Raw genomic sequence first — 21,559 nt, 5'->3', positions numbered from 1 at the left:
ACGGATCGATCGGCGCTTTCCCGCCAGGTTGGAGCTTCCCGGAACAGAAACGACAACGCCCCCATGCGGGGGCGTTGTCCGGGCTACGGCATCGGTGCGGCGTCGATCAGCCGGCGCGGCCGCCACCGGCCGGGCCGCGCGACTGGCCACCGCGGCGCTGGCCGCCGTCGCGCTGTCCCTGGCGCTGGCCGCCACCGGGCTTCTTCGGGCCGGCATGGGCATGGCGCGGGGCATCGCCGTGCGGGCGGCGGGCATGGTTGCTGCGGCGCGGGGCCTTCTGGCCGCCGGGCTGCTCGGCCTTGCCCGGGGCACTGTTGCCCCAGCGGATCGGCGTCTGCGGCTCGAAGCCGGGCACGTCGCGGATATCCATGTCGCGGCCGAGCATGCGCACGATCTGGCGCAGCAGCTTGGCCTCGTCCTGCGCCACCAGCGAGATCGCCTCGCCGGTGGAGCCGTTGCGGCCGGTGCGGCCGATGCGGTGCACGTAGTCCTCCGGCACCATCGGCAGGTCGTAGTTGATGACCTTCGGCAGCTCGTTGATGTCGATGCCGCGGGCGGCGATGTCGGTGGCCACCAGCACGGTCACGCGGCCGGCCTTGAAGTCGCTCAGCGCGCGCAGGCGCTGGCCCTGGCTCTTGTTGCCGTGGATCGCCGCGGTCTTGATGCCGGACTTCTCCAGGAACGTGGCCAGCTTGTCGCAGCCGTGCTTGGTGCGGCCGAACACCAGCGTCTGCACGCGCGAATCCTCGGCCAGCAGGTGCAGCAGCAGTTCGCGCTTGCGGCCGCCGTCGACCGGATGCACGCGGTGGGTGATGGTCTCGGCCACGGTGTTCTTCGGCGTCACCTGGATCTGCCGCGGGTCGCGCATGAATTCCAGCGCCAGCTGCTTGATGCTTTCCTCGAAGGTGGCCGAGAACAGCAGGGTCTGCCGGTTCTGGCGCGGCAGCTTGGCCAGGATGCGCTTGATCGACGGCAGGAAGCCCATGTCGAGCATGCGGTCGGCTTCGTCCAGCACCAGGATCTCGATCCCGGACAGGTCGATGCTGCGGCGCTCCAGGTGGTCGATCAGGCGGCCCGGGCAGGCGACCAGCAGGTCGACGCCGCGGCGCAGCACGTCCAGCTGGTTGCCCATGCCGACGCCGCCGTAGATGCAGGCGCTGGGGATGCGCAGGTACTTGCTGTAGCCGCGCAGGCTGTCATGCACCTGGGTGGCCAGTTCGCGGGTCGGGGCCAGCACCAGCGCGCGCGGCTTGCGCGGGCCGTTGCCGACCGGCTGCGGCGAGGTGCCCAGGTGCTGCAGCAGCGGCAGGCCGAAGGCGGCGGTCTTGCCGGTGCCGGTCTGCGCGCCGGCCAGCAGGTCGTGGCCGTCCAGCGCCAGCGGAATGGCCTGTTCCTGGATCGGGGTGGGGTTTTCGTAGCCCTGCTCGGCCAGCGCACGCAGCAGGAAGGGCGCAAGGCCCAGGGATTCAAACGACATGAAGCGCTCCATAGAGTGAATACGCATGCCCTGATGGGCCGGCGTTGCCGGTCGGTAAGACCGGCTGACTCGGAGCGTTCCCGTAAACCGCGCTGCGAGATCTGGTACAACCAGCGCGGTGCGATGGCCGGAATGCGTGACGAAAGGCGTCGGAGTGGGTGCGGGCGAGCGGATCGACGATCCTGCTACGCCGGCGGTCCCTGAGGGAAACGGACGGCCGCTGGCAGACCGGCGCAGTCTAAAGGATTGTCGCGGGCTGCACAAAATCCCCTGTTCAGGTTGGTGCGGCGCAGCTGGCCGCCGTTCCGGTCGATTCATTACAATTGAAACTTGTTTCCGTACTGGCTCAGGACTCCCCGATGAAGCTTGGCTCCCTGAAGGAAGGCGGCCGCGACGGCACGCTGATCGTGGTCTCGCGCGACCTCACCCGCGGCGTGCGCGCCACCGGCATCGCCGCCACCCTGCAGAAGGCACTGGAGGACTGGTCCAACGTCGCGCCCCGGCTCAATGCGCTGTCCGAGTCGCTCAACGCCGGCGATGCCGATGGCGTATTCGACCTGGACATGCAGGCGCTGGCGGCACCGCTGCCGCGCGCCTACGAGTTCGTCGACGGCAGCGCCTACCTGCCGCACGTCGAGCGCGTGCGCCGCGCCCGCGGCGCCGAGGTGCCGGAGAGCTTCTACACCGATCCGCTGATGTACCAGGCCACCAGCGCCGGCTTCTACGGCCCGCGCGACGCGGTCAAGGTGGTCAGCGAGGACTACGGCATCGACCTGGAAGCCGAGATCGTGGTGGTCACCGACGACGTGCCGATGGCCGTCACCCCGGAGCAGGCCGCCGGCCACATCCAGCTGGTGGGCCTGGTCAACGACGTCTCGCTGCGCAACCTGATCCCCGGCGAGCTGGCCAAGGGCTTCGGTTTCCTGCAATCCAAGCCGCGCTCGGCGCTGTCGCCGGTGTTCGTCACCCCCGACGAACTGGGCAACGCCTGGCAGGGCAGCAAGGTGCACCTGCCGCTGGTCACCCACATCAACGACCAGTGGTTCGGCGCGCCGGAAGCCGGCGTGGACATGCAGTTCGATTTCGCCCAGCTGGTGGCGCATGCCGCCAAGACCCGCCCGCTGAGCGCCGGTGCGATCGTCGGTTCGGGCACCATCGCCAACGAGGACACCGCCCTGGGCGCGTCGTGCTTCGCCGAGCGGCGCACGGTGGAAACCCTGCGCGACGGCAAGCCGAGCACGCCGTTCATGAGCTTCGGCGACGTGGTGCGGATCGAGATGTTCGACCGCGACGGCAACAGCATCTTCGGCGCCATCGAACAACGCATCGAGCAGGCGGCCAGGCCCTGATCCGGCCGAGCGGCTCGCCGGTGGCGACCGGCGGTGCCGCATCCGCCGGCGCCGCCGCTATCGTAGTGACCCGCACAACGGACGGAACCACGGCCATGGATGCATCGCTGCTGCTCTACAGTTACTGGCGTTCCAGCGCTGCCTACCGCGTACGGATCGGTCTGAACCTCAAGTCGCTGCCGTACCGGCTGCAGCCGGTGCACCTGGTGCGCGACGGCGGCCAGCAGCATGCCCCGGACTATGCCGCGCTCAACCCGCAGGAGCTGGTGCCGACCCTGTGCCATGGCGAGCGGGTGTTGCGGCAGTCGCTGGCGATCCTCGAATACGTCGACGAGACCTGGCCGCAGCCGGCGCTGCTGCCGGACGATGCGGCCGGCCGTGCACGGGTGCGCGCGCTGGCGCAGCTGGTGGCCTGCGACATCCATCCGCTGAACAACCTGCGGGTCATGCAGTTCTTCGACGGCACCTGGCACGTGCCGCAATCCGAGCGCGACGACTGGACCCTGCACTGGATGCGGACCGGCTTCGCGGCGCTGGAGCAGCTGCTGGCGGCACCGGACACCGGCCGCTTCTGCCATGGCGACACGCCGGGACTGGCCGATTGCTGCCTGGTCCCGCAGCTGTACAACGCCCGCCGCTTCCGCCTGGACCTGGCGCCGTACCCGACCCTGACGCGGATCGAGCAGGCCTGCCTGGAATTGCCCGCATTCGAGGCCGCGCGGCCGGAGAACCAGCCCGACGCCGCGACGGCGCAGGCGCGCTGACGCGCCCCGGGTTGCGCCGCGCCGGCCCGCCGATTTCCGTGCATCCGAGGAAAGGCCCGCTGCGCGCAGGCGGGGCAACGCGATGGGGGCGGGCCGCCGAACAGCCGCAGGTATCGCCCCTGAGGTCCCGGGCGTGCGCGTCGCGCCCTGGCGCCGGCACGTCGCGCTTCATGCTGGCCGTGGCGCCAACCTGCGGGGCCGGCGGGCGGTAACGGGTGACTCGTGCTGGTCGTGGGCGGCGGAGGCGCTGCCCCTGGCCGGGGGCCGGGAAAAAGCAACGCCGGGCGATGCCCGGCGTTGCCTGGATCTGCAGCGACGGTGGCGGTTGGCCGGCCGCCGCCGACGCTCCAAGGGCCGGACTCAGAACCCGTGGGTGATGCGCGGCGAGCTGGCCGCATCGTAGTCGGCGTAGGGATCGTGCTCGCCGGAGGCGCCTTCGGACAGGCGGAACTTCAGCGCCAGGCCGTCGCGCGAGTCGGCCGCGCGCAGCGCTTCCTCCTGCTCGATGATGCCTTCCTTGGTCAACCGGAACAGGCACTGGTCGAAGGTGTGCATGCCTTCCTCCAGCGATTCCTCCATCGCCTGCTTGATCTCGTGCACCTGGCCGCGGCGCAGCAGGTCGCGGATCATCGGCGTGTTCAGCAGCACCTCGGTCGCCGGCAGGCGGCGGCCGTCCTTGCCCTTGACCAGGCGCTGGGAAATGACCGCGCGCAGGTTCAGCGCCAGGTTCATCAGCACGTTCTTGTGCGCGCTTTCCGGGAAGAAGTTGAGGATGCGCTCGATGGTCTGGTCGGCGTTGTTGGAGTGCAGCGTGGCCAGGCACAGGTGGCCGGTCTCGGCGAAGGCGATGGCCGCCTCCATCGTCTCGGCGTCCAGGATCTCGCCGATCAGGATCACGTCCGGCGCCTCGCGCATCGCGTTCTTCAGCGCGTTGTGGAAGGCGTGGGTGTCCAGCCCGACCTCGCGCTGGTTGACGATCGACTGCTTGTGCTTGTGCAGGTACTCGATCGGGTCCTCGATGGTGAGGATGTGGCCGGTGGTGGTGCTGTTGCGGTGGTCGATCATCGACGCCAGCGAGGTCGACTTGCCCGAGCCGGTCGAACCGACCACCAGCACCAGCCCGCGCGGGGTCATGATCACGTCCTTGAGCACTTCCGGCAGGTTCAGCTCCTCGATGCTCGGGATCTTGCTGCGGATGGCGCGGATCACCATGCCGACTTCGCCGCGCTGCTTGAACACGTTGACGCGGAAGCGTCCGGAGTCGGCCAGGGCGATGGCCATGTTGAGCTCCAGTTCGCGCTCGAACTGCGGCACCTGGCCCTCGTCCATCAGCGAATAGGCGATCTTCTTGACCATGCCCGGAGGCAGGCCGGTGTTGCCCAGCGGATACAGCTTGCCTTCGATCTTGATGTAGACCGGTGCTCCCGTGGTAAGGAACATGTCCGAGGCGTTCTTTTCGGTCATCAGCTTCAGGAAGTAGCCGATATCCATGCGCAATGTTTCCCCAACAAAACAGCGACGTGCCGTTGCAAGCACGCCGCAGGCTTCCGACAATGGCCGTGCACAGACAACCTGGCCACGGCACCCCAATGAATCCTAGCTTCGCACAAATACGACGGACCCTGTACGTGATCGCGTGCGCATTCGCGTTCTCCGCCCCCGTTCTGGCGCAGGATGCCGCCGTGGAACTGGCGGCTGCGCGGCAGGCGGTGGAGCGCGCGACCCAGGCCGATGCCGACCAGTACGCCCCGGACATGCTGGCCGATGCGCGCCAGGGCCTGGAGCGGGCGCAGCGGGCGGCGCTGGACCGGCGCGAGCGCAAGCAGGCGCCCGCGCTGGCCCTGCGCGCGGCGGCCGATGCCGACCTGGCGCGCGCGCTGAGCGAGGAGGCGGTGGCCAATGCCCAGTTGCAGCAGCGCCGCGCCGAGGTGGAGCAGCTGCAGCGCACGCTCGCCAGCGGGGAGGGCCGCTGATGCGCCTGCATACCTGGATGATGTGCGGGCTGCTGGCCCTGCCGCTGGTGGCTGCGGCGGCCGAGGACCCGGCGGTGGCGGCATTGAACCAGCGCCTGGTGGCGCTGCAGGCCGATGCCCAGACCGCGGACGTGGCCGCCTACGAGCGGCTGCAGGCGCAGCAGGCGCTCGCGGTGCTGGCCAAGGCCAAGCGCAAGGACCTGGACAACGCCCGCTATCTGGCCGAACGCCGGGTGGCGATCGCCGAGGCCGGCGCCCGCACGGCGGTGGCGCGGCGTGAGGTCGAACGCCTGGACCGCACCCGCAGCGAGCTGCTGATCGAAGCCAGCCGCCGCGAGGCCGCGCGGGCGCGGCAGGAGGCCGAACGGCTGCGGGTCCAGGCGCAGATCCAGGCCGAGGAGTCCGAGCGCCTGCGGCTGGCCGCCGAGGCCGAGCTGCTGGCCCGGCAGGACGCGGAAAGCGCGTTGAGCAGCGTGGCCGGCAAGCAGGCCGCGCGCCTGAGCGCGGCCCAGCAGAATGCGGCCAAGCTGGCGCGCGAGGAGGCCGAACTGGTGTCCGGCGCCAAGCTGCCGCCGTCCAAGTTCGAGGGCCGTGGGGAAGTGTTCACCTTCGCCGGCAGTGCGTTCGCCGCCGGCAAGAGTGCCCTGTCCGCCGACGCCGCCAGCCAGACCCGGGCGCTGGCCGAGTACCTGAACATCGGTCGCAAGGGACGGGTGCGGATCGAGGCCTGGGACAGCGCCACCGGCGTCGGCCAGAAGCGGGCGGAGGCCCTGCGCGACGCGCTGGTGGCTGCCGGGGTGAGCGCCAGCCGGCTGCAGGCGGTGGGCAAGAAGGCGGCTGCAACCAACGCACGCTCTGCCGAGGTGATCATTGCGCCATAGCTCATAACTGATTGTTATTGTTATTTTTTCGTTGATTTTTCGTGACCTGTCCGCTGTCTTCCAGAAAACCTGCGCCCGATCCGTTTTTTGGGCTTGCCGGAACCTTTCCGGAGGCGTAGGGTCAATTGTCCGGGCGGCAAGTTCGCCGTCCGGAATGTATGGAGGGCCGGGCCGATGAGACAGTGGCGCGAACCGATGCGGTATTCCTGCGGGCCGATGGTGCCGGAGGATGTCGCGGGTTCCAGTGTCCGCAGCCTGGTTTCCTGCCCAGCAAACGCCCCGTGCCGTCCGGCCGGGGCGTTTTTGTTTTCAGCCGAAGGAGGCAGATCATGTTCGAAGGGCAACCCCAGAGCGAAATCGAGGCATTGATGAAATCCGACCCCGAGTTCAAGCAGCTCTACCAGCGACACCGCACCTTGGACAAGAAATGCATGGATGCCGAACTCGGAGTGCTTCCCATCGACGATGTGACCCTGGGGCAGATGAAGCGGGAAAAACTGCTGGCCAAGGAAAAACTGCTGCGGATCTACGACCGCAAGCCGCACTGAGGCCTTCCACTCCCCCGACCGTTTCAGTCGCCGCGGGCGGCGGCGAGCTCCTCGTCGATCGCCGCCGTCCGCGTCGCACCCCCGCCACCGGGGGCGCGCGGGCCCGCAGGGCGGTTCCGCGGGGCTGTCCCGACCTGACTTTCCCTGCCATCCGTCGGATAATCGCCGGTCCGGCCGCTTCGCGGCGCGATATCCAGATGTGAACGATGGCCATCCATTCCTCCGTACTCGAACTCATCGGGCAGACCCCGATCGTCAAGGCCCAGCGCCTGGACACCGGCGTCTGCGAGCTGTACCTCAAGCTCGAGAGCGCCAATCCCGGTGGGTCGATCAAGGATCGCATCGGCCTGTCGATGATCGAGGCGGCGGAGAAGCGTGGCGATCTCAAGCCCGGTGCCACGCTGGTGGAAGGCACCGCCGGCAACACCGGACTGGGGCTGGCGCTGGTGGCCCAGCAGAAGGGCTACAAGCTGATCCTGGTGGTCCCGGACAAGATGAGCCGGGAGAAGATCTTCAACCTCAAGGCGATGGGCGCCGAGGTGGTGCTGACCCGCTCGGACGTGGCCAAGGGCCACCCCGAGTACTACCAGGACCTGGCCAAGACCATCGCCGAGCGGACCCCGGGCGCCTACTTCATCAACCAGTTCGGCAACCCGGACAACCCGGCCGCGCACGAATTCGGCACCGGCCCGGAAATCCTGCGGCAGATGGATGGCCAGCTCGACGCCATCGTCTTCGGCTGCGGCAGCTCCGGCACCATGACCGGCCTGTCGCGCGCCTTCGCCAAGCTCTCGCCGGCCACCGAACTGGTGTTGGCCGACCCGGTTGGCTCGATCCTGGCCGAGTACATCAACGATGGCGTGCTCAACGACAAGTCCGGCAGCTGGCTGGTGGAAGGCATCGGCGAAGACTTCCTGCCCTCGATCTCCGACTTCAGCCGGGTCAAGAAGGCCTATGCGATCAGCGACGCGGAGAGCTTCCACACCGCGCGCGAGCTGCTGGGCAAGGAAGGCATCCTCGGCGGCTCCTCCACCGGCACCCTGCTGGCGGCGGCGCTGAAGTACTGCCGCGAGCAGACCGAACCGAAGAAGGTGCTGGTGCTGGTGCCCGATACCGGCAACAAGTACCTGTCGAAGATGTACAACGACTACTGGATGCTGGACAACGGCTTCCTCGAGCGCCCGCAGTACGGCGACCTGCGCGACCTGATCCTGCGCCCGTACGGCCAGCGCGACACCGTGGTGATCGGCCCCGACGACCTGCTGACCACCGCCTACCAGCGCATGAAGCTGTACGACGTGTCGCAGCTGCCGGTGATGGATGGCGACCAGCTGGTCGGCATCATCGACGAAAGCGACGTGCTGCTGCACGTATACGGCGACGAAGCCCGTTTCCGCGACCCGGTGTCGATCGCGATGGTCAGCAAGCTCGACCGGCTGGACGTGAAATCGCCGATCGAGGCGCTGCTGCCGGTGTTCGACCGCGGCCAGGTCGCGATCGTCATGGACGGCGCCTCGTTCCTGGGCCTGATCACCCGGATCGACCTGCTGAACTACCTGCGGCGGCGGGTGCAATGACCGGGCGGAACCTGGCATCGCAATGAACCCTGGTTTATCCGCGTCAACGGCCGATAAGCCGCCGCTGATAGACTTCTGCCCTTTTTCGGGGCCCTGCGGGGCTCTTTTGCTGGGAAACAACATGTCCGAACACGCTTCATCCGGGTCCGGCACCCGCCCGCTGGCCCTTGCGACCCTGGCCATCCACGGCGGCCAGGCACCCGATCCCAGCACCGGCGCGGTGATGCCGCCGATCTACGCGACCTCCACCTATGCCCAGTCCAGCCCGGGCGAGCACCAGGGCTTCGAATACTCGCGCACCCACAACCCGACCCGTTTCGCCTACGAGCGCTGCGTGGCGGTGCTCGAGGGCGGCAGCCGCGGCTTCGCCTTCGCCTCCGGGATGGCGGCGACCTCGACCGTGATGGAGCTGCTGGACAGCGGCAGCCATGTGGTCGCCATGGACGACATCTATGGCGGCAGCTACCGCTTGTTCGAGCGCGTACGCAAGCGCACCGCCGCACTCCGGTTCAGCTTCGTCGACCTGACCGATGCGGCCGCCTTCGAAGCGGCGATCACGCCGGACACGAAGATGGTCTGGATCGAGACCCCGACCAACCCGATGCTGAAGATCGTGGACATTGCCGCGGTCGCCGCCATCGCCAGGCGGCACGGGTTGATCGTCGTGGTCGACAACACCTTCGCCTCGCCGATGCTGCAGCGTCCGCTGGAACTGGGTGCCGACCTGGTCGTGCATTCGGCCACCAAGTACCTCAATGGCCATTCGGACATGGTCGGCGGCATGGTCGTGGTCGGCGACAACGCCGAGCTGGCCGAGCAGATGGCCTTCCTGCAGAACTCCATCGGTGGCGTGCAGGGCCCGTTCGACAGCTTCCTCGCCCTGCGCGGGCTCAAGACCCTGCCGTTGCGGATGAGGGCGCACTGCACCAACGCACTGGCGTTGGCGCAATGGCTGGAAACCCACCCGGCGATCGAGAAGGTGATCTACCCAGGCCTGCCCTCGCACCCGCAGCACGCGCTGGCGGCCAAGCAGATGAATGGTTTCGGTGGCATCGTCTCGATCGTGCTCAAGGGCGGTTTCGATGCCGCCAAGCGCTTCTGCGAGCGCACCGAATTGTTCACCCTGGCCGAATCGCTCGGCGGCGTGGAAAGCCTGGTCAACCACCCGGCGGTGATGACCCATGCCTCGATCCCGGTCGAACGCCGCAGCCAGCTCGGTATCAGCGATGCGCTGGTGCGGCTGAGCGTGGGGGTGGAGGATCTGGACGATCTGCGACGGGACATCGAGTCCGCGTTGGCGTGAATCAATCGAGCCCGCGGGAAAGTGGCGGAATGAAATGTTTATAACGGCTGATGACCATTAAGATTTTCTCTCAACTCAATCTGAGTTTGCGACGGCCCGAGTTCTGGGCGTATTCCAGCTGGCTGGACATCGTTACGCGCTATCGGCGCACACGCCTGGGTCTGGTCTGGCTGCTGGCGCCGGTAACCGTGTTCATGCTGATCACCGGGCCGCTGTATGCGCGGATGTTCAACCGCGACCTGGCTTCCTACATGATCCACTTGGGCATGGGGTACGCAGTCTGGCGCCTGATGGTGATGGTGCTCAACGATTCGGTGGGTGCGTTCCGCAGCAACAAGTCGTTCATCCAGGACGGCAACACGCGGCTGACCGACTACACGCTCAAGTCGATCGCCAAGTCGCTTTTCTACTTCGCATTCTCGATGATCGGCATGCTGGGCGTCCTGATATGGTCGCCGGCCGTCCCTGCTCCCGCCATCCTGACCCTGTTCATCACCATACCGATAGTGCTGGTCAACCTGCTTTGGGTGGGGTACAGCCTGAGTATCCTGGGAGCGCGCTTGCCCGACCTGGGCGAGGTGCTCAACACCGTATTGATGGTCGGTTTCCTGTTCACCCCGATCATTTGGGAAGGCAACCGATATCCCCCCGACAGCCTGGGCGGCTTGGTCGTCAGGCTCAACCCGGCCTTCCACATGCTCGAGATCGTCCGGGAGCCGCTGTTCGGGCGGATGCCTCCGAACTCCTCCATCGTGTACGTTGCCCTGCTGACCTTGACCGGCTGGCTGCTCGCCATCTTCCTTTGCCGACGGTATTCGCGTTATGTCCCTATCTGGATCTGATGGAGCAGCGGTTCCGGTGTCTGTCGCGGTCCGCAACCTGTCGCTGGTGGTTCCCTACTACGCACAGCCGGACAAGATGGCGTCCTCCTGGTTCTCCACGTTGCTCGGCGCCGCGACCTCGGTACCGCGCCGGCGGTTCGCGACCCTGCTCGACGACGTCAGCTTCACTATCAAGGAGGGCGAGCGTGTCGCCTTGGTAGGCCGCAATGGTGCAGGGAAAAGCACGCTGCTGCGCGTGCTTGCCGGAGCGTTTGAGCCAACCGGTGGAACCGTGGAAATAGCCGGCACCCGCCAGGCGCTCCTCAGCATCGGTCTCGGTTTCAATGCCGAGGCCACCATCATGGAGAATATCTTCCTGCGCGCCACCGCTATGGGCGTGCCTTCCCGTGACATCCGCCATATGGTGGAGCCGGTGCTGGAGTTCTCCGGGTTGCGGGAGGTCGCGAATCGGCGCCTGCTCACGCTTTCCAGCGGACAGCGCATGAGGCTTGGGTTCGGTATCTCCACGGCCGTGCACACCGACATCATGCTGCTGGATGAGTGGTTCGGTGCCGGTGACGCGAAATTCGTGAGGAGCGCACGGCAGCGGATGATGGACCGGGTGAATGGAAGCAAGATTGTGGTGGTCGCCAGCCACAACGATTCACTGCTGCGCAAGCTCTGCAACCGCGCGTTGTTGCTGGATCGTGGCCGGATCGTGTTCGACGGCAGCGTATCGGATGTGCTGGCCGAGTACCGGCGCCTGCACCCGCTGGTCGAATCGGCCGAGGAGGCCGCCAAGCGCAGAGCTGCGCGGCGAGCGAAACTCAGGGCTGCGGAGAAACTGGTCGCCAAGGCCAAAGCCAAGGAACGGAAGAAGAAGGAGGCACGGGCCAAGGCGCAGATGACGATGGCGGCGCAGTCGGATGTTTCGCCGAAAGTGGATGAAAGGAAGGTTTCCGGCTTGCAGGTCGAAGGGGAGGGGGCATCTGGAGGTTCCAGCGCTCGCCAATAGCCGGTCGAGGTCCGGTGCGGATCGCACCGGACCGTTGCCGGATAGCCCCCTCGGGGCCAGAAAACCTCATCTGCAGTTTGAGAAGCGAAAATGCGTATCCTGTTGATCGCCTACGAGTTCCCGCCCAGTCCATCGCCCCAGTCGTTGCGCTGGACCTATCTCTGCCGCGAACTGGCGCGCCTTGGACATGAGGTCCATGTGCTGACGGCGGATCTGGGATGGAGTACCGCCGGATTGCCGGAACTGCCCGAGCAGGTCAGGGTGCATCGGGTATTCGGAGGGCCGATCACGGGCGTGGTGGCCATGCTGGCCAGGCGCCAGGCGGTCAAGGCGGCAAAAGCCGCCCGTAACCAACCGGTCGCTGTAGCGGCGGGGGAGGTTTCGACGCCGATCGTCGCCTTGCGCGAGTCGCAGCTGAACTGGAAGGGACGGCTGGTCGAGAAGCTGAGGGGCGTCGCGACCCAGGCGATATTTCCCGATGCGCGGGGCGAGTGGTATTTCCCCGCGCGACGGGCCGCCATCGACCTTGTGGAGGATATCCGCCCGGACATCATCGTGAGTTCCCACGAGCCGGCGACGACGCTGGAACTGGCCATCGATCTGAAACGGCGATACCCGAGTATCCCGTGGATCGCCGATCTGGGCGATCCGGTCCTAGCCGACTATACACCGAAGCGCTGGCGCCGCAGGGCGCTGCGGCTCGAGCGGCGGGTCATGGAGCTGGCCGACGGCATTACCATTACCGCACCGGGCACGCGCGACCTGCTGCTGGAACGGCATGGCGGAAAGGATGTGGGAGCAGCCGGGATGGAGATACTGACCCAAGGGTTCGAGGACGGCACGCTGCCGCTCGTTCCGCCCGTACCCGAGTTCTTCGACGCTACGCGGCTCGAGCTTCTTTATACCGGCTCGTTCTATCAATTCCGACGGCCGGATGCATTGATCGATGCAGTCGCGCAGACGCCTGGAGTCAGGCTCAACATCGCGTCGTCGACCATTCCGGACTGGCTCAGACCCCGGCTGGAAGCGCAGCCGGAACGGTTCCGGCTGCTTGGCTTCCTGCCGCACTGCAGCGCAGTGTCACTGCAGCGGCAGGTGGACGTGCTGGTCAACATCGCCAACGACAACCCGTGCCAAGTGCCTGGCAAGATCTACGAATATCTCGGATCGGGGCGCCCGATCCTCCATACCGGCAATGTCATGGAGGGGGACGTTTCGGCGGCCCTGATTCGCGAACGGTTGCGTGGCTGGGTCTGCGGCAATGACCAGGAGGCAATGGCCGGGCTTCTTCGCTCGCTGGCTGCGCGGAAGCTGGCGGGGCGCCTGGACTCGGAAGACGGTCTGGACCTGGGCGGGCAAAGCGTTGCGGAGTTCGGGTGGAGCCACCTGGCCCGGCGCCTGACTGGAATGATGGAGCGCCTCGCGGAAGGGACTGGCGAGCCTTCCGAAGCATCACCGGTACAAGGACACTGATCGAATGGAGCAGCCGAAGTCGCAGGTTCTCAGCAAGCAGTTGGCCGACATCCGTCGGGATGTGCAGCGACTGGAGTCCGCGCTTGCCGCGGAAAAGGCGGGAAACATCGCTCTGATCCGGGAACGCGAAGGCATCTTGCGGAGCCGTTCCTGGCGACTGACGGCCCCTCTTCGCTGGCTGATGTCCCGGCTGCAGCGCCAGCCGTCCGAACAAGCGGTGCCTTCCCCGGTGTCGGCAGAGCCGTCCCCCGGTAGCGACGATGAGCGGACCGGTCTTGTCGGTTTGCCGCCCAGCCTGCTCAGGCCGCAAGCCGATAGCCTGGAAGCTTCCAATGCTACCTGCCGGCTGCTCAACCTCTTCCCGGGGCTCGAAGGAATCGTATCGGAGGACGCGCGCTGCGAACTTGATGGCGGGGTTCCGGAATCGGGCAGCGAATATCTGGGCTGGCGAAACGATCCGCCTGTCATCGGCTTCATTGGCAGCGCAGAACTACGTACGGAACTGGCTTTCGACGCCAGGGTAATTGCGCTTGACGAGGACAACTGGCCGGCGGCGCTGGTTCCCGGTGCGATGCGGTTCTTGATCGTGGAGACGGTGTGGCACGTCGGACACCGGCACTGGCGTTATGCGCTGACGGGCGAGGGAGATCAGAGCGGATTTCGACGCCTGCTGGATCGCTGCCGGGAGATGTCGCTTCCGGTGGTCGTCTGGTTCCGGGAAACACCCAGCAATTACGAGCATTTCGCATGGCTGGCCGAGCAGGCCGATCTGGTCTGCGCTGCCGATGCCGATGTCGCCGCACGGCTGCGCAGGGATTTCCCCAGGAGGAGAGCGGAGTATCTGCCTCCCGCCATCCAGCCGGCGTTGCACAATCCGCTGCGCAGCTATGGCCTGATGGAGGCCGCGGACGCATTGCGCGATCGCATCGTGTTTGATGGCTGGTGGGATCTGCAGAACGGGCTTGCCGAGCTGCCCCGATTGCATGAATTGAAAACTCATGGCTTGCTCATCGCCGAGAGCGAGTGGGAGTTCGGCAGGGTCCGGCTTGCGGATTGCCGGGAGTTCATGGATTTCACCATTGGTTGCCTGGGGCGCCAGGAAAAACTGGTCCTGAGCCGCCTGCAGGGTGCGGAAGTGTTCGCTGCCGCACCGCTTGCGGGGGCGTGGCGCAGCGCGCTGGGCATGGCGCGATCTGCGGCCGGGGGCGGGGTGGTCGCCCGTCTGGATGGTGGCGAGCCCTGGCTTCCGGAATTGCAGCTGCCCGGGGGGGCGGAGAACGCCGATCCGTCGGATGCGCTGCTCGCGCTCATGGCCAACCCGCTGGCACGCACGCGTTGGAACCACCTGGCCTGGCGCGGGTTGATGTCGGCCCATACCATCGCCCATCGGCTGCAGCACATGGCCGACAGGCTTTCTGTGAAAGCCGACTTTGTTCCGCCGAACCCGCGAATCGCCTGTCTGCTGGTCACCATGCGCCCGGATCGGTTGCGGAGCTGCATCGAGCGTTTCCGCAACGACATCTATCCCCACAAGGAGCTCGTCGTCGTCATCCATGGCGACGCGGTGGACCTTGCCCAGTACCGCGGATTGGTGCACGAAGGAGAAGCGATCCGGTTCTTCCAGCTCGGCAAGAGCCGTAGCCTCGGTGCATGCCTGAACTTTGCCGCTGCCCAGACCGATGCACCATACTGGACGAAGGTGGACGACGACGACCTGTACGGCTCCAATTACCTGAGCGACATCATGCTTTACCAGCGCATCGGCAAATTCGAGGTGTTTGGCAAGCCACCCACCTTCAACTACCTGGAGCGTGGCGACGAATTGCTATGGGATCCGGAATGGGCGCGGCACGCCAATCTGATCCACGATGCCGCAAACGCACGTGCGGCACTGGTTGCCGGTGGCACCCTGGGCGGGCATCGGCGCGTACTGGATGCGGTACCGTTCTCGGAGCGCCGTCGCGGAGGGTCGGATTCGGACTTCATCAGGCGCTGTTATGAAGCGGGGCTGGATGTACTGTCGATGGACGGTTTCAACTTCGTGCGCTTTCGTAGCGCACAGGACGGATTCCATACCTGGAATGTGGATGAGGATGAATTCCGGTTGAGAGCGACGCATGTCGGTGCTGGCAGCCACCTCGCGGAGCAGGCTCTGTTATAGCGAGGGGACAGGCACTGTGTCGATGAGGGCCATGGCGAGCGCGATAGAAGGTGTGTCAGTCATTGCCCATCGGGGTGGGCGCGGAACCTACCCGGAAAATACCGGGTACGCTGTACAGGCTGCGGTCGACGATGGAGTCGATGGAGTGGAGCTCGATCTGGGCATGACCGCCGATGGGCAGTTGGTGTTGAACCATGATCGCAGCCTCAATCCGGATATCACCCGCGACAGGCATGGGTGTTGGCTGCAGGCTCCTTTGCTGGTCAGTGAGCTGCGGTCCGAAGAAATCGGAGAGTTTCTGCTGGGACGCATGCGTCCGGGCAGCCGCTACGCGGACAGGTTTCCGAAGCAACGTACGCCGGCTGCCGATGTATCCATACCCACCCTGAGGGAAATCCTGACAGGGCCGCTGGCGTGCGTGACAGAGCGGTTCGTCCTGATGCTGGAGATCAAGACATCGCCGGAAGCTCCGGGTGAAACGTTCGCGCCCGATGCGTTCATCCGGGCATTGGCTGACGAACTGGATCATTCGCAAACACGTTGTCAGGTGGCGGTAGCGAGCTTCGACTGGAGAAATCTGCTGCTGGCGCGTGATCTTCTGCCTGCCGCCCGCCGCATCTTCCTCAGCACGAGACAGCCTGGCCACAATACGGTGGACGGCAGCGTGCCTGGCCAGCCTTCTCCCTGGCTTGCGAGCGAAATGCCGGGCCCCGGGCCGGCCGGCTTGCCCGAGCTCGTGCGCAGGCTGGGGGGAGATGTCTGGGCGCCGAACCATCGTGATGTGGATGCCGAGTCTGTAGCTGCGGCGAAGGAGCGCGGCCTGGGGGTGTATTGTTGGACGGTGAACCGGCGGCAGCGATTGTCCCGCGTGGTGGAGCTTGGCGTGGATGCGCTCATCACCGATTATCCCAGGCAGGCCTTGAGATTCATTGCGGGGATGGTGCGATAGTCTCGTTTCCGGTTGAAATCGGCGTGCGCGGTCCAGTGCCGGATATGTTCGTAAGCAGGAAAAACTACTGTATAGCTTTTGCCGCCTGATCATTTCGTTGGAGAGGATCAATGAACAAGCTGACGGGGTTTCTGGCTTCAGGGTTTCTTCCCAGTTCGGATTTTGCTGCGACTCAGGACATTCTGCGTAAAGACAAGCGCGCAGACTTTATGACCCGCGCGCTATGGGACGCGTTGCCGTATTCCCAGTACGCTTATGGCATCCATCATGCGGCAATGCTCGCCAAACGATTGCAGGTTCCCGAGATCAGCGTGCTCGAGTTCGGTGTGGCGGGAGGGAATGGGCTGGTCGCGATGGAGGCCCATGCTGGGGAAGTCGCAAGCCAGACAGGCGTCGCGATTCAGGTCTATGGGTTCGATACGGGGGAAGGGATGACGCCTCCGCAGGATCATCGCGATATGCCCTATCGGTTTGCGATGGGCAACTACCGCATGGACGTCCCCAAGCTCATGGAACGTTTGAAGTCGGCGAGACTGGTGCTCGGGGACGTGGCCGGAACCGCATCCACCTTCCTCCAGGAATACAACCCGGCACCCATCGGGTTCGTATCGTTCGACATGGACTACTACTCATCGACGATCGCTGCATTGGCGATCTTCTCCGAGACTCAGGACGACCGTTACTTCCTGCCGAGAATCCAATGCTATTTCGACGACGTGATCGGGTCGGAGCACTCCTCCTACAACGATTTCGTGGGAGAACTGGCCGCGATCAGGGATTTCAACCATGGCAACGAGTCGGTGAAACTTGCCGAAAGCCGGGTGTTCCGCAAGTACGCCATCAATTTCGACTGGTATCACCAGATATATCTGATGCACCGGTTCCAGCACCGTCTCTATGGAGCCTACATCAGCAAGGCAGGGCCCGGGTCGCTTGCACTCCGATGAGTTGGACTGCTATTCGGACACATCGGAGGAGCGGCTTCCAGCGCGATACACCTTGAACGCCACCGGCCGGGGGGCGAGGCCCTTGTCTATCCTGTCTTGCAGCATTGCCAGCGCGGCAGGCACGTTGTCGAACGGCAGGCCGGCCAGGTCGGGCGCATCGAATCTCCACCACATGATCCGCCGGAGTTTTTCGACCAGTGCTTCGTCGAAACGCATCCTGATCAATTTGCCCGGCACCCCGCCGACGATCGAGTAGGCGGGCACGTCACGGCTGATCACCGCTCCCGCGGCACAGATGGCGCCATCGCCGATATTGACTCCTGCCCGGATGACTACATTGGCGCCTATCCAGACGTCATTGCCGATCACAACCGGAGCCGGCTGGGAGAAACGTGGAGAATCGGGTGTCTCCTCGATCGCTGTGCCGGGGGCATGGAGATCGGCCGGAAGCCCGAAGTACTTCGTGCGCCACCGCTTGCTGTACTGGAAATTCGACGTCGAGAGCCAGTCGGTGGGGTGTTCGGTTTCTCCTATCATCACGTTTGGGCCGATGGAGGTGTATCGGCCGACGGAAGCCAGACGGCGAACCGTGCCGTTCCGGAAATAGGAATAGGCCCCGATATCGAATCCGCACCTTACGCGCAGGTTGGAGGAGATGACGGCAGGATCTTCAAAACGTATTTCGACGTCTTTGCCGATGGAGGCGGCACGCGAGATCTTCATTGGATGGATGGCTGGTGAGAAGGAGCCGGCTGTTGCTTGCGGGTGCGGCCCTCGGGCTCCGCTCAGGAAACGGGGCGGGGCCGGGGGGCTGGCTGGATGAAGTCGTCGAGGTCCTCGATGTGGCCTTTGTAATTGTCGGCCCTGCCCGGCTGGAACATCTCCCCTTTCAATGCCTCGATCTGCGCGCTGCTGGCATAACGCGAGAGCAGGGAAAACAGGTCCAGGCCCTTGAGCAGATCACGGGCGGCTATGAACAGAGGAGCCAGGTTCGGCTCGTCCTGCTCTGCGAGGTAGCGGTCGATGATATTGGGTAGCGTGAAGCTGCAGGCCAGTCCGTGCGGGACACCAAAGTGACTGGTAAGCGGATAGGAGATCGAATGTGCGATGGCAGTGCGCGTCTGGCTGATCGCCATGCCGGCCAGCATGCTGGCCTGTTGCATCCGCGCACGTGCCCGCAGGTCTGCGGGGTTGGCAAGAACTACGGGAAGCGCATCGATCGCCAGGCGCAACGCCTGCGCCGAGAAGGACTCGGAGAGGGGTGTCCGGTTCCGGTTCCAGAGCGATTCCAGGGAGTGGGAAATCGCGTCCAGCGCCGTATGCAGGGTTTCCTGGGGTGGAAGGGAAAGCGTCAGTTCCGGATCCAGGATGGCCACCGCAGGAAAGATCAGGTCGCCGGCGACCGAATGCTTCCGGTGATGGACGTCGTCCCATACGGTGGCAAAGGGCGTAACTTCCGCGCCGGTTCCCGAGGTCGTGGGGATGGCGATAACCGGAATGGCCCGTTCCCATGCCTGCGCTCGTCCGCCGCGCAATCTCCGGTCAAGCGGGTCGGATTCGCCGCTGGGCAAGGTGACAGAAAGCGTCTTGGCGGCATCCAGGGCGCTGCCGCCGCCAAGCGCGACTATCGCCACAGGTTCCAGTCCCGAGAAACGCGCGGTTGCCTGGTCGAGTTCGTCCAGCTGCGGGTTCGGGGTGACGCCGGAGTAGACCGTCGTCCTGGCGGTGCCGAGGCTGTCGGCTATCGCCCCGGCCTGTCCACGTCGGACAAAGCCTTCGGTGGTAACGAGCAGGACATTGCCTTCACTGCCAACATGGCTGCCGATCCGGCGCAGGGCACCTGCGCCGAAATCGACTCTTACCGGGTTGTAATGGGACCAGGACATCCTCAATCAGCCTTGCGTCTGGGTGGCATGCGCCATGAAGGAGCTCTTGTTCTGTTGAGGCGAGCTGGTTGGACGGCCCAGATCCGCGCGCGAGCCGGTGTCTATCCTGACCTCGATCATCACCGGCCCTCCGTCGGCGGCGGCGGCTTGCCATGCGTCTTTCAGGCTCTCGGCCGAATCAGCCACATGGTAGGCCTTGTACCCGCTTGCCAGCGCAATGGCCTTGAAGTCCACACGGTCGGCAACGGTCGGCTGGCCGCCCACGGACTCGTGAGCCGCATTGTTGAGCAGCACGTGCACCAGATTCGCGGGAGCCAGGCTTCCGATGATCGGGAGCGCTCCCATATGCATCAACGCCGATCCATCGCCGTCGATACAGACTACGCGCCGGTCGGGACGGCCCAGCGCGACACCCAGCGCGATCGACGATGTATGCCCCATTCCACCGACGGTGAGGAAATCCCGTTGAGGCTCGGAGCGTGCAGCCCGGAGTTCGAAAAGCTCGCGCGACGTCTTGCCGGTCGTGGAAACCACCAGATCGTCCGGCGAGGCCAGGTCCAGGATGTGCGACAGGGCATGCTCGCGCAGCATCGACGAAAGCTTGGCACCCGCTCGGCGGGTCTTGTACTTGGCGAACGCGTTCTTCCGCACCAGCAGGGCCACCGGGGCGCCGGTACGCTCGATCGCCTCGAATGCCGCTGCCACGGTGGTTGCGACATCCGACGCGGCGGTGAGCTCGAAGCTGGGAATATCCAGCAATTCCAGCTGTACCGGCGTGATCCGACCCTGCTTGACGTGCTGCGGCTCGTCCGGGACTCCCGGCTCGCCACGCCAGCCGATGACCAGGAGCATCGGCACCCGGTAGACCTCGGCATCGGCCAGCGAGGTCAGCGGATTGACCGTGTTGCCCAGGCCGGAATTCTGCATGTAGACCACGGACACCTTTCCGGTGGCCAGGTGATGGCCCATCGCCAGGGCTACCGCGTTGCCTTCATTGGCCGCGATCACATGTCGCCCTTCGGGGGCGACATCATCGACATAGGCGCAGAAGCTGCTCAACAGGGAATCCGGAACGCCGGTGAACATGCCGACATCCCTGCTTTCCAGGGCCTCGAAGAATGCTTTCGGCTCGATCATCAGGCGGTCCCCGGAATCAGTTCGAGTACCTGTTTGATAGGCAGGAGTTCGGCGTCGGCTTCGGCAGAGCGCTGATGCTTGAGAATGGATTCGGCGGTCCTGACCATTGCCGGATAGGCAGCGCGGAGCAGGTGATTTGCGTAGATGACGATATTCACGCCGATGTCGGCCAGCTCTTGCTCGGTGATGCTGTTGTAGCTGGTCGGTACGGCCACCAGGGTCTTCCGGTTCTCGATCTCGCGATAGCGGCGGCAGAACTCGATCACCTCGTCCGGAGATTTTTCCCGGCTGTGGATCATGATTCCGTCCGCTCCTGCATTCAGATAGGCCTTGGCGCGCTCTATCGCATCATCGACTCCCTTGCCAAGGATCAGGCTTTCGATGCGTGCGATGATCATGAAGTCATCCGTGGCCTGCGCACGCTTGCCCTCCTTGATCTTCAGACTGAAATTCTCGATGGAGTCCTGCGTCTGGTCCACATCGGTGCCCAGCAGCGAGTTCTTCTTCAGCCCGGTCTTGTCCTCGATGATGATCGCCGAGACTCCCAGGCGTTCCAGGGTGCGCACGGTGAACACAAAGTGTTCGGTCTTGCCGCCGGTATCGCCGTCATAGACGATTGGCTTGGTCGTCACCTCCAGGACCTCGTTGAGCGTGGTCATGCGGGCGGAAACATCGACTGCCTCGATGTCGGGTTTGCCTTTCGCAGTGGAGTCGGTAAGGCTGCTGCCCCACATGCCGTCGAACTCCCGCGGGCCGTTGGGGGTATCCACGCGGACGTTCTCGATGATCAGCCCGGACAGACCGTTGTGGATGTCCAGCAGACGGATGATCGGTTTCACCTTGAGCATCCGGCGAAGGGACTTCATGCGGACCTCGGGTGTGGTGCCCACCTCTTTCAGTGCGGCGTTCAGCTTCGTCGAGGAAATACCTTGGGTGTACGGTACTTCGACGAGTTCGCCGCCCCACTGTGCAAGAGTCTCGACGACCCGTTGGCGCGTCCGTTTCTGCACGCCATCCTTCCAGTCGTCTCCATGGACGACATAATCGGGCTTGAGCGCCTCCAGGTTGGGCACGTAGTCCAACGTTGTCTGAGCGACGACGTTCGCCACGCCCTTGATGGATTCCACGACTTCGCGCCGCTGGTCGTAGGTCATATGGGGGACGCGCTTGTAGCTGGCGATCGCCTCGTCGGTCAGAAGCCCGATCGTCACTTCCCCCAGCTCGGCGCCCTTGCGGATGATGTTCAGATGCCCCGGGTGGACAAGGTCGGCACTCATGCCGATATAGACTCGCTTCAC

At 65.0% G+C, this 21,559-nt stretch carries 18 protein-coding genes and 1 pseudogene; 13 read left to right on the top strand and 6 right to left on the bottom strand.

Translation table 11 applies throughout. The features are described 5' to 3' along the window. Window positions 1-106 precede the first annotated feature (106 nt). Window positions 107-1,477 carry a DEAD/DEAH box helicase gene (locus OK345_RS03415; RefSeq protein ID WP_265126503.1) on the bottom strand — a complete coding sequence of 457 codons (1,371 nt, stop codon included), beginning with the start codon at window positions 1,475-1,477 and terminating at the stop codon, window positions 107-109. Between the two features lie 359 nt (window positions 1,478-1,836). Between OK345_RS03415 and OK345_RS03410 the strand changes: the two genes are divergently transcribed. After that, on the top strand, window positions 1,837-2,826 hold the full coding sequence (locus tag OK345_RS03410) for a fumarylacetoacetate hydrolase family protein (RefSeq protein WP_265126502.1): 990 nt from the start codon (window positions 1,837-1,839) through the stop codon (window positions 2,824-2,826). 95 nt (window positions 2,827-2,921) lie between these two features. After that, window positions 2,922-3,590 (top strand): maleylacetoacetate isomerase, encoded by a 669-nt coding sequence (maiA, locus tag OK345_RS03405; protein WP_265126501.1) that lies wholly within the window; start codon window positions 2,922-2,924, stop codon window positions 3,588-3,590. A 360-nt stretch (window positions 3,591-3,950) separates the two neighbouring features. On the opposite strand, the gene OK345_RS03400 is transcribed toward maiA, so the two are convergent. Beyond that, window positions 3,951-5,081 (bottom strand): PilT/PilU family type 4a pilus ATPase, encoded by a 1,131-nt coding sequence (locus OK345_RS03400; protein ID WP_265126500.1) that lies wholly within the window; start codon window positions 5,079-5,081, stop codon window positions 3,951-3,953. Window positions 5,082-5,179: 98 nt separating this feature from the next. Between OK345_RS03400 and OK345_RS03395 the strand changes: the two genes are divergently transcribed. From OK345_RS03395 to OK345_RS03345, 11 genes and pseudogenes are all read left to right on the top strand, one after another. Beyond that, window positions 5,180-5,563, top strand: coding sequence for a DUF4398 domain-containing protein (locus OK345_RS03395; RefSeq protein ID WP_265126499.1), 384 nt, complete (start codon window positions 5,180-5,182; stop codon window positions 5,561-5,563). Further along, window positions 5,563-6,444 carry an OmpA family protein gene (locus tag OK345_RS03390; RefSeq protein ID WP_265126498.1) on the top strand — a complete coding sequence of 294 codons (882 nt, stop codon included), beginning with the start codon at window positions 5,563-5,565 and terminating at the stop codon, window positions 6,442-6,444. The genes OK345_RS03395 and OK345_RS03390 overlap by 1 nt, the downstream gene beginning before the upstream one ends. Window positions 6,445-6,773: 329 nt before the next feature. Beyond that, on the top strand, window positions 6,774-6,992 hold the full coding sequence (locus OK345_RS03385) for an HP1242/YdcH family protein (RefSeq protein WP_265126497.1): 219 nt from the start codon (window positions 6,774-6,776) through the stop codon (window positions 6,990-6,992). Window positions 6,993-7,198: 206 nt separating this feature from the next. Beyond that, window positions 7,199-8,569, top strand: coding sequence for a pyridoxal-phosphate dependent enzyme (locus OK345_RS03380; RefSeq protein WP_265126496.1), 1,371 nt, complete (start codon window positions 7,199-7,201; stop codon window positions 8,567-8,569). Between the two features lie 121 nt (window positions 8,570-8,690). After that, window positions 8,691-9,872, top strand: coding sequence for a cystathionine gamma-synthase (locus OK345_RS03375; protein ID WP_265126495.1), 1,182 nt, complete (start codon window positions 8,691-8,693; stop codon window positions 9,870-9,872). A 50-nt stretch (window positions 9,873-9,922) separates the two neighbouring features. Beyond that, window positions 9,923-10,714: an ABC transporter permease gene (locus OK345_RS03370; RefSeq protein ID WP_265126494.1), complete on the top strand. Its 792-nt coding sequence runs from the start codon at window positions 9,923-9,925 to the stop codon at window positions 10,712-10,714. 160 nt (window positions 10,715-10,874) lie between these two features. Further along, window positions 10,875-11,708, top strand: a pseudogene (locus OK345_RS03365) (ABC transporter ATP-binding protein); the annotation flags it as partial. A 90-nt stretch (window positions 11,709-11,798) separates the two neighbouring features. Then, window positions 11,799-13,181: a glycosyltransferase gene (locus OK345_RS03360; protein ID WP_265126492.1), complete on the top strand. Its 1,383-nt coding sequence runs from the start codon at window positions 11,799-11,801 to the stop codon at window positions 13,179-13,181. 4 nt (window positions 13,182-13,185) lie between these two features. Further along, complete coding sequence (locus OK345_RS03355) at window positions 13,186-15,342, top strand: glycosyltransferase family 2 protein (RefSeq protein WP_265126491.1); 2,157 nt, start codon at window positions 13,186-13,188, stop codon at window positions 15,340-15,342. Then, complete coding sequence (locus OK345_RS03350; protein WP_306332083.1) at window positions 15,299-16,291, top strand: glycerophosphodiester phosphodiesterase family protein; 993 nt, start codon at window positions 15,299-15,301, stop codon at window positions 16,289-16,291. The genes OK345_RS03355 and OK345_RS03350 overlap by 44 nt, the downstream gene beginning before the upstream one ends. Before the next feature lie 110 nt (window positions 16,292-16,401). Continuing rightward, window positions 16,402-17,238 carry a hypothetical protein gene (locus tag OK345_RS03345; RefSeq protein ID WP_265126489.1) on the top strand — a complete coding sequence of 279 codons (837 nt, stop codon included), beginning with the start codon at window positions 16,402-16,404 and terminating at the stop codon, window positions 17,236-17,238. 9 nt (window positions 17,239-17,247) lie between these two features. Here OK345_RS03345 and OK345_RS03340 read toward each other — a convergent pair whose 3' ends face one another. The 4 genes from OK345_RS03340 to aepX form a co-directional block, all read right to left on the bottom strand. Beyond that, entirely contained in the window at window positions 17,248-17,961 is a 714-nt protein-coding gene (locus OK345_RS03340) for a CatB-related O-acetyltransferase (protein ID WP_265126488.1), read from the bottom strand. Window positions 17,962-18,023: 62 nt separating this feature from the next. Further along, window positions 18,024-19,124: a phosphonoacetaldehyde reductase gene (locus tag OK345_RS03335; protein ID WP_265126487.1), complete on the bottom strand. Its 1,101-nt coding sequence runs from the start codon at window positions 19,122-19,124 to the stop codon at window positions 18,024-18,026. Between the two features lie 6 nt (window positions 19,125-19,130). Next, window positions 19,131-20,261, bottom strand: a complete 1,131-nt coding sequence (gene aepY / locus OK345_RS03330; protein ID WP_265126486.1) for a phosphonopyruvate decarboxylase — start codon at window positions 20,259-20,261, stop codon at window positions 19,131-19,133. Further along, window positions 20,261-21,559: a phosphoenolpyruvate mutase gene (gene aepX / locus OK345_RS03325; RefSeq protein ID WP_265126485.1), complete on the bottom strand. Its 1,299-nt coding sequence runs from the start codon at window positions 21,557-21,559 to the stop codon at window positions 20,261-20,263. Before aepX ends, aepY begins: the two co-directional genes overlap by 1 nt.

The sequence above is a fragment of the Xanthomonas chitinilytica genome (assembly GCF_026107455.2).
Lineage (GTDB): Bacteria > Pseudomonadota > Gammaproteobacteria > Xanthomonadales > Xanthomonadaceae > Stenotrophomonas > Stenotrophomonas chitinilytica.
This window is presented reverse-complemented; position numbering and strand designations above follow the sequence as displayed.

Excerpts from the sequence above, each read along its gene's own strand:
- OK345_RS03415 (WP_265126503.1), bottom strand. The coding sequence starts at position 1,477 with ATGTCGTTTGAATCCCTGGGCCTTGCGCCCTTCCTGCTGCGTGCGCTG.
- OK345_RS03410 (WP_265126502.1), top strand. The coding sequence starts at position 1,837 with ATGAAGCTTGGCTCCCTGAAGGAAGGCGGCCGCGACGGCACGCTGATC.
- maiA (WP_265126501.1), top strand. The coding sequence starts at position 2,922 with ATGGATGCATCGCTGCTGCTCTACAGTTACTGGCGTTCCAGCGCTGCC.
- OK345_RS03400 (WP_265126500.1), bottom strand. The coding sequence starts at position 5,081 with ATGGATATCGGCTACTTCCTGAAGCTGATGACCGAAAAGAACGCCTCG.
- OK345_RS03395 (WP_265126499.1), top strand. The coding sequence starts at position 5,180 with ATGAATCCTAGCTTCGCACAAATACGACGGACCCTGTACGTGATCGCG.
- OK345_RS03390 (WP_265126498.1), top strand. The coding sequence starts at position 5,563 with ATGCGCCTGCATACCTGGATGATGTGCGGGCTGCTGGCCCTGCCGCTG.
- OK345_RS03385 (WP_265126497.1), top strand. The coding sequence starts at position 6,774 with ATGTTCGAAGGGCAACCCCAGAGCGAAATCGAGGCATTGATGAAATCC.
- OK345_RS03380 (WP_265126496.1), top strand. The coding sequence starts at position 7,199 with ATGGCCATCCATTCCTCCGTACTCGAACTCATCGGGCAGACCCCGATC.
- OK345_RS03375 (WP_265126495.1), top strand. The coding sequence starts at position 8,691 with ATGTCCGAACACGCTTCATCCGGGTCCGGCACCCGCCCGCTGGCCCTT.
- OK345_RS03370 (WP_265126494.1), top strand. The coding sequence starts at position 9,923 with ATGACCATTAAGATTTTCTCTCAACTCAATCTGAGTTTGCGACGGCCC.
- OK345_RS03360 (WP_265126492.1), top strand. The coding sequence starts at position 11,799 with ATGCGTATCCTGTTGATCGCCTACGAGTTCCCGCCCAGTCCATCGCCC.
- OK345_RS03355 (WP_265126491.1), top strand. The coding sequence starts at position 13,186 with ATGGAGCAGCCGAAGTCGCAGGTTCTCAGCAAGCAGTTGGCCGACATC.
- OK345_RS03350 (WP_306332083.1), top strand. The coding sequence starts at position 15,299 with ATGTCGGTGCTGGCAGCCACCTCGCGGAGCAGGCTCTGTTATAGCGAG.
- OK345_RS03345 (WP_265126489.1), top strand. The coding sequence starts at position 16,402 with ATGAACAAGCTGACGGGGTTTCTGGCTTCAGGGTTTCTTCCCAGTTCG.
- OK345_RS03340 (WP_265126488.1), bottom strand. The coding sequence starts at position 17,961 with ATGAAGATCTCGCGTGCCGCCTCCATCGGCAAAGACGTCGAAATACGT.
- OK345_RS03335 (WP_265126487.1), bottom strand. The coding sequence starts at position 19,124 with ATGTCCTGGTCCCATTACAACCCGGTAAGAGTCGATTTCGGCGCAGGT.
- aepY (WP_265126486.1), bottom strand. The coding sequence starts at position 20,261 with ATGATCGAGCCGAAAGCATTCTTCGAGGCCCTGGAAAGCAGGGATGTC.